Consider the following 13274-nt stretch of genomic DNA (forward strand, 5'->3'; position numbering starts at 1 on the left):
CTGTGAGTGATTTATTTATAAAAAAGCACCACAAGGTCTACGATTTTTAACGTAAACATTGTGGTGACGTAAATTGAAACGTTCTAATTATAAGAACTTATGATTTAGGACCTTTTGATTCAGCAGCATAATGCGTAATATCTATCTCTTCATAAGCTGAATTATTCTCTTCAACTTCATCGTGAGAAGAACGATCACGATTTGCTACAAGTAATAATTTGTCATTTAAAATGTCGTTTTTATGTGATTCTAATTCATCTTCAGTTAAATTGTAACGAGAAAGAACAGCCTCTTCACCATCTTCGCCAGTTAATAAACGAGACATGCGATCACTAAATGAACCACTTGTGGCAATCATAGAGATTTGAGAATTGTGTAGGTCATCTAAGTGTAATTTACTTTTACTAATAACTGCTAATTCAGTTTCTAAATAGCCTTCAGATTTCTTTTGGTTAATGACATTATATAATTCACTTTTGTCATTTACTACAGTAATTTCTGCCATGGTTATCGCCCCTTCATCTTAAAACTTGCTTTACAAAGTTATACCCTTGTCCTTTTATATAAAACTTTTACATATATAATTATATAATTTTGATTTAGGTTTTTCCAATATGAATTAATAGTTGAAAATTAAAGCGATTTCACAATTAATTGTTGATATTGCAATCATTAACTTACCTCTAACCATATTGAAAATACACAAAAAGTTTGCTATTATCATTAAATAATTTATATGACTCATATAATCTAGAGAATATGGCTTTAGAAGTTTCTACCGTGTCGCCTCAAACGACATGACTATGAGTAACAATACAATACATTAAGAGCAGTTTAGATCGTAAAACAACACAAAGTAAAACGTTTTTGATATGTCTTATAGCTATGAAGTGAGTATTTGTACATAAATACCTTTAGCGCAATTGTAATTAAGCTTTATCAAATTTTAATAAACGTTTTTAGGACTAATTTTGCGTAACTTCTTCTTATTTTTGCTTTAATGCAAAGTATTGCATGTTCACTCGTAGATCCTGAAACTATTAAATTTTAGTTTGAGGATTTTTTTATATCTAATTTATTCAAATTATTAATTATTTGAGGAGGTTTTTTGAGTGGAGTCGTTAGGACGTAAAGTCAAAGAAGACGGTGTAGTCATCGATGAGAAGATTTTAAAGGTGGATGGATTTCTAAACCACCAAATTGATGCAACGCTAATGAATGAAGTAGGTCAGACATTTTATGACGCGTATAAAGACGCAGGAATAACAAAGATTTTAACTATTGAAGCGTCCGGTATAGCCCCTGCTATTATGGCGGCATTCCATTTTGATGTTCCTTGTCTATTCGCAAAAAAAGCTAAACCTAGTACTTTGAAAGATGGATTTTATAGCACAGAGATTCATTCATTTACTAAAAACAAGACAAGCACAGTTATTGTCTCTGAAGAATTTCTTGGAGAGGGCGACAAAGTTCTTATTATTGATGACTTCCTTGCAAATGGAGACGCATCATTAGGTCTTAATGATATCGTGCAACAAGCTAAAGCAACAACTGTAGGTATTGGTATTGTGGTTGAAAAAAGTTTCCAAGACGGACGTCAACGACTTGAGAACGAAGGTCTAAATGTAACGTCGCTATGTAAAGTAGTTTCTTTAAAAGGTAATAAAGTGACGCTCTTAGGTGAGCAATAATGAAAAATTTCATTTTAAGTCTTCAACATCTCTTAGCTATGTACGCTGGAGCAATCTTAGTACCTATTATAGTCGGTACGAGTTTGAAGTTCTCCTCTGAACAGATTGCTTATTTAGTAACAGTTGATATTTTCATGTGTGGTGTAGCAACATTTTTACAAGCTAATAAAATAACAGGTACAGGATTACCTATTGTTTTAGGCTGTACATTTACAGCAGTCGCTCCGATGATTTTAATTGGGCAGACAAAAGGTTTAGGAGTACTTTATGGTTCATTATTTGTATCAGGAATTTTAGTTGTTATTATTGCACCATTCTTTTCCTATTTAGTTAAATTCTTTCCACCTGTAGTAACAGGAAGTGTAGTTACAATAATTGGAATTAATCTTATGCCTGTCGCAATGAATTATCTAGCAGGTGGAGAAGGTGCTAAAAATTATGGGGATCCTAAAAATCTAATTTTAGGTGGCGTGACTTTAATTATCATCTTGGTATTACAAAGATTTACTAAAGGTTTCCTAAAATCGATAGCTATTTTAATAGGTCTAGTTCTAGGTACAGCCTTGGCAGCAGTGTTTGGCCTTGTAGATATTAAACAAGTGGGAGATGCACACTGGGTAGGCTTACCTTTACCATTTAGATTCTCAGGTTTTGGCTTTGATCTAAGTTCGACACTTGTCTTCTTTATTGTAGCAATCGTAAGTTTAATTGAATCCACAGGTGTCTATCACGCACTTAGTGAGATAACTGGTAAAAAACTTGAGAGAAAAGATTTTCGTAAGGGTTACACTGCGGAAGGTCTAGCCATCATCTTAGGATCTGTATTTAATTCATTCCCATATACTGCTTATTCACAAAATGTTGGTCTTGTGTCACTATCAGGTGCGAAAAAGAACAACGTTATTTATGGGATGGTTATTTTACTACTCATTTGTGGTTGTATTCCTAAGTTAGGTGCATTAGCGAATATTATCCCACTCCCTGTATTAGGGGGAGCTATGATTGCCATGTTTGGAATGGTAATGGCGTATGGGGTAAGTATTTTAGGAAATATTAACTTTAATAATCAAAACAATCTATTAATCATTGCTGTATCTGTTGGTTTAGGAACAGGTATTAGTGCCGTTCCCCAAGCGTTCAAAAGCTTAGGAGATCAATTCGCTTGGTTAACTCAAAATGGAATTGTATTGGGTGCTATTTCGGCAATTATCTTAAATTTCTTTTTTAATGGTATAAACTATAAACAAAGTGATGAAAATGTGAAATAATGTAACTAATTATAAATAAAAATGGAGGCGGTTTTTAAATGTGGGAAAATAAGTTTGCTAAAGAATCTTTAACATTCGACGATGTATTACTCATTCCAGCTGAGTCAAATGTTTTACCAAGTGACGTAGATTTAAGCGTTGAATTATCAGATAAAATTAAATTAAACATTCCAGTAATTTCTGCAGGTATGGATACAGTAACAGAATCAAAAATGGCAATTGCAATGGCACGCCAAGGTGGATTAGGTGTTATTCATAAAAATATGGGCATTGAAGAACAAGCTGATGAAGTACAAAAAGTAAAACGTTCTGAAAATGGTGTCATCTCTAATCCTTTCTTCCTAACTCCTGATGAAAGTGTTTACGAAGCAGAAGCTTTAATGGGTAAATATCGCATTTCAGGTGTTCCAATTGTTGATAACGACTCTGACAGAAATTTAGTAGGCATCATTACTAACCGTGATCTACGTTTTATTGAAGATTTCTCAATTAAAATTTCAGATGTGATGACGAAAGAAGGTTTAATCACAGCTCCAGTAGGTACAACTTTAGATGAAGCAGAAGCAATTTTACAAGAACACAAAATTGAAAAGCTACCTTTAGTAGAAAATGGTAAATTGAAAGGTTTAATTACAATTAAAGATATTGAAAAAGTACTTGAATTCCCACATGCTGCTAAGGATGAATACGGTAGATTATTAGCAGCAGCTGCTATCGGTACGTCTAAAGATACTGAAATCCGCGCTCAAAAACTTGTTGAAGCGGGTGTCGATGCATTAATCATTGATACAGCGCACGGTCACTCTAAAGGTGTTATCGATCAAGTTAAACACATTAAAGACACGTATCCTGAGGTAACTGTTGTAGCTGGTAACGTTGCCACTGCTGAAGCTACACGTGCGTTATTTGAAGCAGGCGCTGACGTTGTTAAAGTAGGTATTGGACCTGGTTCTATTTGTACGACACGTGTTGTAGCAGGTGTTGGTGTTCCTCAAATTACTGCTGTATATGATTGCGCGACTGAAGCACGTAAACATGGCAAAGCTATTATTGCCGATGGTGGTATTAAATTCTCAGGAGATATTATCAAAGCATTAGCAGCAGGTGGACATGCCGTTATGTTAGGTAGCTTATTAGCTGGTACTGAAGAAAGCCCAGGTGCTACTGAAGTATTCCAAGGAAGACAATATAAAGTTTATCGTGGTATGGGCTCATTAGGTGCTATGGAAAAAGGTTCAAACGACCGTTACTTCCAAGAAGATAAAGCTCCTAGAAAATTTGTTCCAGAAGGTATTGAAGGACGTACAGCATACAAAGGTCCTTTACAAGAAACTGTTTATCAACTTATGGGCGGTGTAAGAGCAGGTATGGGTTATACTGGTTCGAAAGACCTTAAAGCTCTACGTGAAGAAGCCCAATTTACTCGCATGGGACCTGCTGGTTTAGCGGAAAGTCACCCTCATAACGTTCAAATTACTAAAGAATCACCAAATTATTCTTTCTAATTAGGAATTGAAATACATTCATTATTTTAGAGATCGCTCTTCATGACTATGTTATATGTTAGCTTGAAATTCTTTTTCGGATAATCGGATGAAAAATGATAGCGAAGTATAGCACTGGGAGGAGCGTTTCTCTAAGTTTTATACATAAAAATCACAATAATAAAGGAGATTCGCAATTATGGAGATGGCGAAAGAGCAAGAATTAATTCTTGTCTTAGACTTTGGTAGCCAATACAATCAATTAATTACACGACGTATTCGTGAAATGGGCGTCTACAGTGAATTACATGATCATGAGATTTCAATTGAAGAAATCAAACGAATGAATCCTAAAGGAATTATACTTTCGGGTGGTCCTAATTCTGTATATGAAGAAGGTTCATTTACAATTGATCCTGAAATATATAATTTAGGTATCCCTGTATTAGGTATTTGCTACGGAATGCAATTAACGACAAAACTTCTAGGTGGTAAGGTAGAGCGTGCAAACGAGCGTGAATATGGAAAGGCTATTATCAATGCTAAATCTGATGAGTTATTCTTTGGACTACCTTCAGAACAAACTGTATGGATGAGCCACTCTGATAAAGTCATTGAGATTCCTGAAGGGTTTGAAGTGATTGCAGATAGTCCTAGTACAAACTATGCTGCGATTGAAGATAAATCACGTCGTATTTATGGCGTTCAGTTCCATCCAGAAGTACGTCATACTGAATATGGTAATGACTTATTAAGAAACTTCGTACGTCGCGTTTGTAATTGTACAGGCGAGTGGACAATGGAGAATTTCATTGAAATTGAAATAGAGAAGATTCGTGAACAAGTTGGCGACCGTAAAGTTTTATGTGCTATGAGTGGTGGCGTAGATTCATCAGTGGTAGCAGTGTTGTTACATAAAGCAATCGGCGATCAATTAACTTGTATATTTGTTGACCATGGTTTACTTCGAAAAGGTGAAGGCGATATGGTCATGGAGCAATTCGGTGAAGGCTTTGATATGAATATTATTCGTGTTAATGCGCAAGACCGTTTTATGGACAAGTTAAAAGGCGTGTCTGATCCAGAACAAAAACGTAAAATTATAGGTAATGAGTTTGTTTATGTTTTCGACGATGAAGCGGCTAAATTAACGGATGTAGATTTCTTAGCTCAAGGTACGCTTTATACTGATGTGATTGAGTCTGGTACTAAAACGGCTCAAACAATCAAATCTCACCATAACGTAGGTGGGTTACCTGAAGATATGGAATTTGAGCTTATCGAACCGATTAACACGTTATTTAAAGACGAAGTACGTGCTTTAGGTATTGAATTAGGCATTCCAGAGCACTTAGTTTGGAGACAGCCATTCCCAGGTCCCGGTTTAGGTATTCGTGTACTTGGAGAAATTACTGAAGATAAATTAGAAATTGTACGCGAATCTGATGCAATTTTACGTGAAGTTGTGCGAGAAGAAGGTCTTGAAAGAGATATCTGGCAATATTTCACAGTTTTACCTGGCATTCAATCGGTAGGTGTGATGGGTGACTATCGTACGTACGATCACACTGTAGGTATTCGTGCAGTGACATCCATTGATGGAATGACAAGTGACTTTGCTCGTATTGATTGGGAAGTTTTACAAAAGATCTCAAGTCGTATTGTAAATGAAGTTGACCACGTAAACCGCGTCGTCTATGACATTACTTCTAAGCCCCCAAGTACAATTGAATGGGAATAATGAAATAATCATACTAAGTAGGTTAGAGACATCATAACAATAGGGTCTCTAGCCTATTTATTTTTATATTGAATACGTTATGATTACGCATTTCTAAACCTTTAGCCATTGTGGTTAAAGGTTTTTTGGTGTGTTATTCACTTTAATAAACAGAAGGAAAGAAATGATGATTTATTAAGTTATAACTATTAGCCTACCGTTTTAACAATTTAACTTAAACCCACTCTGAAGTTTATTACCACTATTTATTTGCTTTGTATTATGAAATATAAAAAAATAAAAACTTTGTTGCATAAATATTTAAAGTATATGTATTTCTTTCTATATTTTTGTTTAATGAAGCTATCTTCTATTATTTTATTAATTTATATTTTCATCTTTATTGCAAAATTGCACTCGAAAAGTTAAAATTATTTTGGGATTGTGGGAAAAGGGGATTTATATAAAATTAAAATAATATGATTTTAGAGAAATTATCTTTTGTATAAGCAATGTATTTCTAGCTATCATTCTTTTAGAAAATCATGATTAATATATCAATATTTCCACTTGCACATTGAGAATTGAATATAAGGGGGATTCTATATGAACTATTATACTTATGTAGATAGAGAAAATTGTATTTCATGTGCTGCCTGTGGAGTAGCTGCTCCTAATTTATTTAAATATGATGTAGAAGATATTGCATATGCGTGCTTAGATAATAACCGCGGATGTGAATCGGTGCCATCTAATGAAATTGAACATTTGAAAAATGCACTTGAGGGATGTCCAACAGAATCAATTAAAATATCGCAACATCCTTTTAATGAAAAGGGTGAGTGATGAATATGAATAAAAATGGTTTTGGCAAGTTATTGTTAGAAGTTCAAAATAAAGTTAAGCGTTTAAAGAATCCATCTACAATTATTCGTACGCTTTTTACGTTAGATGGGAAAATAGCTGAATCTGTTGGAGTGAAAAGTCTCAATATAGAACAAAATGCTATTTATCAATGTTTAACCGAACATAATTCTAGAATCGTTTTTACTTCTGAGTTAGAAAATGTTGATGAAAATAGAATTTATTTCGGTATAACTGAATATGGAAGAATACTCTTGGGTGCGGATAACTTTTTTGATGATTATGCACTTGTATTAGGTTACTTCGTTGTAAATGAACAAGTGATAAAAATCATAAATGAAAAGATAAGAAAAGCGTTAGAGATAGAAGAAATATACAATAAAGAAGTAAAGAACTTTTTCAAAGGTAAAAGCAAAGATGAGATTAACGAAATAATAAAATTTATTAAGTTTAATATCTATCACATGGCACCCATATTGCTTTATGTTAAAGATAAAACTTTTAGTACATTTTATAATTATAATAATTTGATAAAAGAATTCGATGGAGATACAGAGGACTTTTTATTAAATGATTTGCCCTATAAAAGTGCTGAAAAATGGGATAAAGCAGAAAAAATTTTTGTTTTTAATATGTATCTATTACTTAAATCTGGACCTCCCTCACGTGGAGAGGAAGTAAATGGTATACATTTCTCGCTGTCATTTTTAAAAGATTATTTTAATGAAAAAATCAAAGAATATAGTCATATTTTGAAAAGAGAGACGAATAGTAGTCTTAGCCTAGAAAAACAAGCGGCACGTATATATTCGTTAAGAAAAGAAATTGAAAATAGCTATTTAATCTACAGGTATATCAATGGTCTGAATTTACATAAAGAGGAAAGATATATCGATAAAAGCGAACTAGCTAAACTAAATGACGGTAGCTTAAAAACTGATTTAGAAAAATTTACCTCAATTAAATTCAAAAAAGATTATTATCATTATTTTTGCCAAATTATAGAGAAAAATATTGATAAAGAACCATATCAAATGATTGAAAAAATTATGGATATGATTATCAATAAAGCAATTGACCGAACTTCATCCGATATAGGTATGGCTAGAGGTTTTAGAGCGCCACTCAAATTTTATGAAGCCCATCAAAAAGATAAGTTAGAAGAAATTTTTAACTGGGGACAAAATCAATATTTTTGTTGTGTTATCCCAAGTTCACTCATGAAAGATGCATTTCAAGATAATTCTAAAATATTAGCAGGAATACTTACCGCTATAAGTAAAAGAATGGAATATAACAGTTGGCATTATACCCCGGGAAATTTTTTGAATAATCAAACAAGGATCACTCGTCATTTTTATTTTCCACCTGTTATGGCTGACATAACTATGTGGAGTGATCAGCATCATAAAGGACATGTGTTCGCTAAAGTTAAACATGCCATACGTTGTCCGGGATTTATTGAAAATGGGGCAACAATATATAACGCATTTTTTGATCTAAGATTAATGAAGCAAAGCGGAAGTGATTACAGTAAGAATGACCTAGTCATCGCTATATATTATAAAGAAATATTGAAGTCATTATTTCAATCTTGGTTTGATATATGTAAAAAAACCAAGAAAGAAATAAATATCAATATTTATAGTAGAGAATGGTACCAAAATAAATATACTAAAGATAAAGTGGGTGGTTAGGATATGGAAACCTTATTGTTTATAAATATAAGAAGCCATAAGGTAGAAAGAGTTCAACCTATTATAGAAGCTAAAAATTTAGGGTATCGTGTTGTCTTAATGGCAGATAAAAATCCTAAGTTAATCGGAAAATTAGTAGATGAATTAATTATTATAGATTCTTATGATATTCAAAAAACGATTAATACAGTTATTGAATACAACAAAAATATAAAAATTAGTGGTGTTTTTACTTGGTCAGATAAAGATGTAGAGCTTGTGTCATTTTTAAACAAAGAATTGGGTTTGCCTGGTATTAATCCAGAAATAGTACAAAATGTGAGAAATAAATATTTTATGAGACAAGCTATGTCGAGTGTTAAGGGGCTTTGCCCAAATTTTCAAGAGGTTAAAAGCTTGAATGATTTAAAAGAGGCAGTAGCTAATATTGGAATGCCAGGTATATTAAAACCAGTTGGTGCCTCTGGTAGCAAAGGTATTTTTAAAATTGAAAGTAAAGCACATTTGGAAGATACTTTTAATTTATTATTGGATTCTACCTCCCCAAATAAAGATAAGGTTTATAGTTACTACCCTAATCTATATATTTATGAAGAATACATTGAAGGAGAAGAGTTCTCTGTCGAAGGTGTTGTGCAAAATAAAGAAGTATTTATTGCTGGAATTACTGATAAAAGGGTAACACCTAAATTTTCTTTAGAATATATTGCATTTTTCCCTTCTGATAAGCCTGAAAAGGTGAAAGATGAAATTAAAAAGAAAACGAAATTAGCGATTCAAAGTTTAAAAATTGATCACTGTGCATTTCATTTAGAAGGTCGGTTGACGGAATCTGGTTTTAAAGTGATAGAGATTGCAGCGAGACCAGCTGGTGGCTTCATAACGTCGCATCTTATTAGACTCTCTTCGGGTCACTCATTTATCGAAAAAATCATTGATGTTGCTATTGGAAATAATGTTAAAGATAGCTGGCCAGATTATGAAAATGGTAATAAAAAATTATGCTTTTATAGTATACGTGCACATCAAAGTGGACTGTTCAAAAAAAGTGCAGGTCTAGATTTTATTATGGAAATTCCCGGAGTCATTGCCGTCATACCTTTGAAAGAAGAAGGCGATGAAGTCATTATGCCACCACAACATTTCTCTAGTTGCTTCATTGCAAATATTATTTTAGAAGGAGAAAGCACTGAAGATATTGAAAATACTATCGATGAAATCGAATCGTTTATAAAGGTTGAGATACAATGACTGTAATTATATTGTCTAGTACCGATGGAAACAAAACGCCTTACGATTTATGGTTTCCTAATGCTAAAGAAAATATTATTCTTTTTTGTCCAGTAGAAAAAGAACATACATTCAATTCACAGCATTTTTTATTAATTGAAGCATTTGAAAATTACATGGATAACGTGGAGGTTGAAACTAAAGCGATACAGCTAAGCAAAAAGTACAATATCACAAATGTATTATCCATATCGGAATTTGACGTTGTACGGAGTGCGCGGTTAAGAGAGATACTACATTGTCCCGGTCAGTTATTGATGAGTGCGGAATCATATAGAAATAAAATATTGATGAAACAATTACTATATGATTCATCTGTAAATATTCCTAAATTTGAAAAAGTAATTTCTAAAACACAAGTTGAAAAGTTTATTCAACAAACGAGCTATCCTGTGGTTTTAAAACCAATCTATGGTTCAGGATCCATGGATGTATATATTATTAAGAATCAACAAGACATAGACGCCTTTTTTGAAAAAAATCTAAATATAAATAATTATGAAATCGAAGAATTTATCAATGGAGAAATGTATCATGTTGATGGATTAATTCAAAATCATGAAGTCATCGTTTCTTATGTTTCTAAATACTATAAAGGCTGTTTAGAATTTCAAGAAAATCAACCTTTATCGAGTTTTATGATTGAAGAAAAAAATTCGATCAATAAAATTTTAAAAGCACAAGCTGAAAAAGTCATAGATATATTACCTAGCTTTCCAAACGGCTCATTTCATGCTGAATTTTTCGTAACTAACAGTGGCGAAGTTTATTTTTGTGAAATAGGCAGTAGAACTGGAGGCGCAGAAATAGGAAAAGTGATTCAAAATTCGACGTATATACACTTAAATAAAGAAAGTTTATATTTGCAAATGTTTGAGGAACATACTATTTCAATTCCACAAGAACCAGTTGAACGATACTCTGGTTTTGTTTTGATTCCACCTCAACGTGGCGTCTATAAAGGAATTAAGAAAAATTTAGATTTTGACTGGGTAGTAGCGACTAAAATTTTTGCTAAAAAAAATAAAACATATAACGATGCGCAATTAAGTGTTGATCATATCATATCTGTTGTAATAGAAGGCAACAGTGAAAATGAACTTATTTCTAGAATTAATATTGTCAATGAATGGTATGAAAAAAATGTTATATGGGAACATCATCAATAGAATAAAGGAGTTTTTATTGAAAAATTTACCTGAAATCATATATATATTATTTTTAGCTACATTTCTTGAAAGATTTAGCTATTTTCTGATTATACCTTTTTTATCTATTTATTTAGCTCAAAATTATCATTTAAGTGGTTTGGAAATAGGTTTGGTAGTTTCGACATTTGCGATTACATCTCTATTTATGAGTTTTATAGCGGCGCCTTTTATAGACAAAATCGATAAAAAAGTCATTATTTTTGTTGGTTTATTTCTATCGGCAATGAGTTTCCTATGTTTCCCTCTAATCAGTAAATGTCTATTTTTCGTTATATTTGCTTTAGTTAATAGTATTGGAAGTAGTCTTCTTTCGCCGACATATAAAACAATTTTGGCATTATCCACTGATAAAATGAATAAGGAATTTGTATTTAATATACGCTATTATCTTGTTAACATTTCAGCTACATTAGCTCCATTGGTGTCAGTACAATTACAATTCTTAGGTGTACATATTATTTGTTACATCATTTTTATGGCTTATTGTATCAATTTCAATGCGTTTATATATGCATTTTACGTACTTAAAATAGATTTACAAAATAAAAATAATACTTTGAAAGTTGATATTAGTCGTATGTATACTACATTTCGTGATGATAGAGCATATTCATATTTAATCATTGGATTGATCCTGTTTGTGTTTGGTTATACCGTTATGACTAGCATATTACCCCAATATTTTGCTATATATTATAAAAATCTTAATGCCTCAAAGTTATTTGCGTTGTTACTTTCAGTAAATGGAATTACTGTTATCACATGTCAATTCTTCTTTTATGTTTTTAGCAAACGCGCATCCATTAAAACAGCAATGATTACGGGGGCCTTCTTATTACCTGTGAGTTTATTTGCTCTAGGGATAATTGATGATGTTATCTTAAAATGTATATCAATGGTCGTGTTTACTTTAGGCGAAATGTTGGTTTTTACAATGATGGATATACGTATTGATGCATTATCTAATGATAATTTTAAAGGGACATATTATTCGTTAGCTGGGTTGCAAAACCTGGGAGCTTTGTTAGCGCCAATCATAGGTGGTGTGTGTTTAGACATTATTCAGCAAAGTTGGATAATATTCGGATTGTTATCAATTATAACCTCTTTCAGTATATTATTTTTCTATAAAAGTAATAAAATTGCATAATCATCAAGATTGGAATTGTATATTTAAATTCATAAGTGTATAAATATAGATTTAAATGTTATATATTGTGATGATTTCAACGTCTAAGTATTCAAGTCTGTCAGTTAAGCAAAATTTATTCATTATATCTTAAAGGTTTTATAATAATAATGTAAAGAAATAATTGAGAGGAGATGAATTTCATGAGTGATTTAATTCAATTCGCGAAAAAAGTCTTCGACTTCTTAAGAAGTATTCTAGTACATGGTGGACCTAAGTTTTAAATAAATTGCCACTCCATTAAGGAGTGGCTTTGTTGTATTGAATTGTAGTACAACGTAAAAAATTAAACATTAAGATTTTTGAAATTTTCGAAAGTTTAATATATATTTGTTAAACAAACTTTAAGACTAAAATTATGGAGGGGTATATGAAGACTGTCAGTCCATTTATTTATGTAAAAGACGTAGATAAATCATTAAGTTATTATAAAGATGTATTTCAGGCAAATACTGAAATTCTGATGGGTAAAGATGGTAAAACGTATCATGCCCAATTGATTATTGGAGAGAGTACTTTTGTTCATTTCGCAGATACTTTCCATAAACATCCGATTTCTAAAAATCCTCACCTCATTATCGAATGTGATTCGCAAGAAGAATTGGAACGTGTGTATCAACGATTAGTAGATGACGGTGGTCAAATTAAAGTGAAATTAGAGAAGACGTTCTTTAATGCGTATCATGCTGAAGTTAAAGACCGCCTAAATGGTATTACATGGGTATTAAATTACTTCATTAATGGCACATTTTAAAATTAAACAATTCGTTATGGGTTAGTTAAAAACGAGAAACGTTTTTAACTAACTTTTTTTATTTGTGCTATTGCTAAACTCATTTTCAAAAGAATAGGTTGATACT

The 13274-nt window shown here is 32.1% G+C and carries 11 protein-coding genes and 1 riboswitch; of the genes, 10 read left to right on the forward strand and 1 reads right to left on the reverse strand.

Translation table 11 applies throughout. The annotated features are described in order from the left end of the window. Positions 1 to 97 precede the first annotated feature (97 nt). Positions 98 to 505, reverse strand: a complete 408-nt coding sequence (locus HMPREF2706_RS05385; protein WP_002434071.1) for a YflT domain-containing protein — start codon at positions 503 to 505, stop codon at positions 98 to 100. A gap of 216 nt (positions 506 to 721) precedes the next feature. Beyond that, positions 722 to 824, forward strand: a riboswitch (purine riboswitch). A gap of 288 nt (positions 825 to 1112) precedes the next feature. On the opposite strand from HMPREF2706_RS05385, the gene xpt reads away from it, so the two are divergent. The 10 genes from xpt to HMPREF2706_RS05435 all read left to right on the forward strand — a co-directional run bounded on the left by xpt (position 1113) and on the right by HMPREF2706_RS05435 (position 13168). Further along, the gene (gene xpt, locus HMPREF2706_RS05390; RefSeq protein WP_070862232.1) at positions 1113 to 1691 is read left to right on the forward strand and encodes a xanthine phosphoribosyltransferase; all 579 of its coding nucleotides are present in this window, start codon (positions 1113 to 1115) and stop codon (positions 1689 to 1691) included. Continuing rightward, positions 1691 to 2959 carry a xanthine permease PbuX gene (gene pbuX, locus HMPREF2706_RS05395; RefSeq protein WP_030061278.1) on the forward strand — a complete coding sequence of 423 codons (1269 nt, stop codon included), beginning with the start codon at positions 1691 to 1693 and terminating at the stop codon, positions 2957 to 2959. Before xpt ends, pbuX begins: the two co-directional genes overlap by 1 nt. A gap of 38 nt (positions 2960 to 2997) precedes the next feature. Next, positions 2998 to 4464, forward strand: a complete 1467-nt coding sequence (gene guaB, locus HMPREF2706_RS05400; protein ID WP_070862233.1) for an IMP dehydrogenase — start codon at positions 2998 to 3000, stop codon at positions 4462 to 4464. A 178-nt stretch (positions 4465 to 4642) separates the two neighbouring features. Further along, positions 4643 to 6184: a glutamine-hydrolyzing GMP synthase gene (gene guaA, locus HMPREF2706_RS05405; RefSeq protein WP_023349905.1), complete on the forward strand. Its 1542-nt coding sequence runs from the start codon at positions 4643 to 4645 to the stop codon at positions 6182 to 6184. Positions 6185 to 6769: 585 nt separating this feature from the next. Next, positions 6770 to 7009, forward strand: a complete 240-nt coding sequence (locus HMPREF2706_RS05410; protein WP_002434152.1) for a ferredoxin — start codon at positions 6770 to 6772, stop codon at positions 7007 to 7009. A 5-nt stretch (positions 7010 to 7014) separates the two neighbouring features. After that, positions 7015 to 8724 carry a hypothetical protein gene (locus tag HMPREF2706_RS05415; protein ID WP_070474361.1) on the forward strand — a complete coding sequence of 570 codons (1710 nt, stop codon included), beginning with the start codon at positions 7015 to 7017 and terminating at the stop codon, positions 8722 to 8724. 3 nt (positions 8725 to 8727) lie between these two features. Beyond that, on the forward strand, positions 8728 to 9975 hold the full coding sequence (locus HMPREF2706_RS05420; protein ID WP_070862234.1) for an ATP-grasp domain-containing protein: 1248 nt from the start codon (positions 8728 to 8730) through the stop codon (positions 9973 to 9975). Next, positions 9972 to 11183, forward strand: coding sequence for an ATP-grasp domain-containing protein (locus HMPREF2706_RS05425; RefSeq protein ID WP_023349899.1), 1212 nt, complete (start codon positions 9972 to 9974; stop codon positions 11181 to 11183). The genes HMPREF2706_RS05420 and HMPREF2706_RS05425 overlap by 4 nt, the downstream gene beginning before the upstream one ends. A 16-nt stretch (positions 11184 to 11199) precedes the next feature. After that, a complete protein-coding gene (locus HMPREF2706_RS05430) occupies positions 11200 to 12375 on the forward strand; it encodes an MFS transporter (RefSeq protein ID WP_070862278.1) in 1176 nt (391 codons plus the stop codon). 409 nt (positions 12376 to 12784) lie between these two features. After that, a complete protein-coding gene (locus HMPREF2706_RS05435) occupies positions 12785 to 13168 on the forward strand; it encodes a VOC family protein (RefSeq protein ID WP_002454466.1) in 384 nt (127 codons plus the stop codon). Positions 13169 to 13274 lie beyond the last annotated feature (106 nt).

Origin of the sequence: Staphylococcus sp. HMSC067F07 (assembly GCF_001837405.1) — a bacterium.
In the GTDB taxonomy this organism is placed as follows: Bacteria; Bacillota; Bacilli; order Staphylococcales; family Staphylococcaceae; genus Staphylococcus; species Staphylococcus capitis.

Bases quoted from the DNA above. Each gene is read 5' to 3' on its own strand.
- HMPREF2706_RS05435 (WP_002454466.1), top strand. From the start codon at position 12,785: ATGAAGACTGTCAGTCCATTTATTTATGTAAAAGACGTAGATAAATCA.
- guaB (WP_070862233.1), top strand. From the start codon at position 2,998: ATGTGGGAAAATAAGTTTGCTAAAGAATCTTTAACATTCGACGATGTA.
- guaA (WP_023349905.1), top strand. From the start codon at position 4,643: ATGGAGATGGCGAAAGAGCAAGAATTAATTCTTGTCTTAGACTTTGGT.
- HMPREF2706_RS05425 (WP_023349899.1), top strand. From the start codon at position 9,972: ATGACTGTAATTATATTGTCTAGTACCGATGGAAACAAAACGCCTTAC.
- HMPREF2706_RS05410 (WP_002434152.1), top strand. From the start codon at position 6,770: ATGAACTATTATACTTATGTAGATAGAGAAAATTGTATTTCATGTGCT.
- HMPREF2706_RS05420 (WP_070862234.1), top strand. From the start codon at position 8,728: ATGGAAACCTTATTGTTTATAAATATAAGAAGCCATAAGGTAGAAAGA.
- HMPREF2706_RS05415 (WP_070474361.1), top strand. From the start codon at position 7,015: ATGAATAAAAATGGTTTTGGCAAGTTATTGTTAGAAGTTCAAAATAAA.
- HMPREF2706_RS05385 (WP_002434071.1), bottom strand. From the start codon at position 505: ATGGCAGAAATTACTGTAGTAAATGACAAAAGTGAATTATATAATGTC.
- pbuX (WP_030061278.1), top strand. From the start codon at position 1,691: ATGAAAAATTTCATTTTAAGTCTTCAACATCTCTTAGCTATGTACGCT.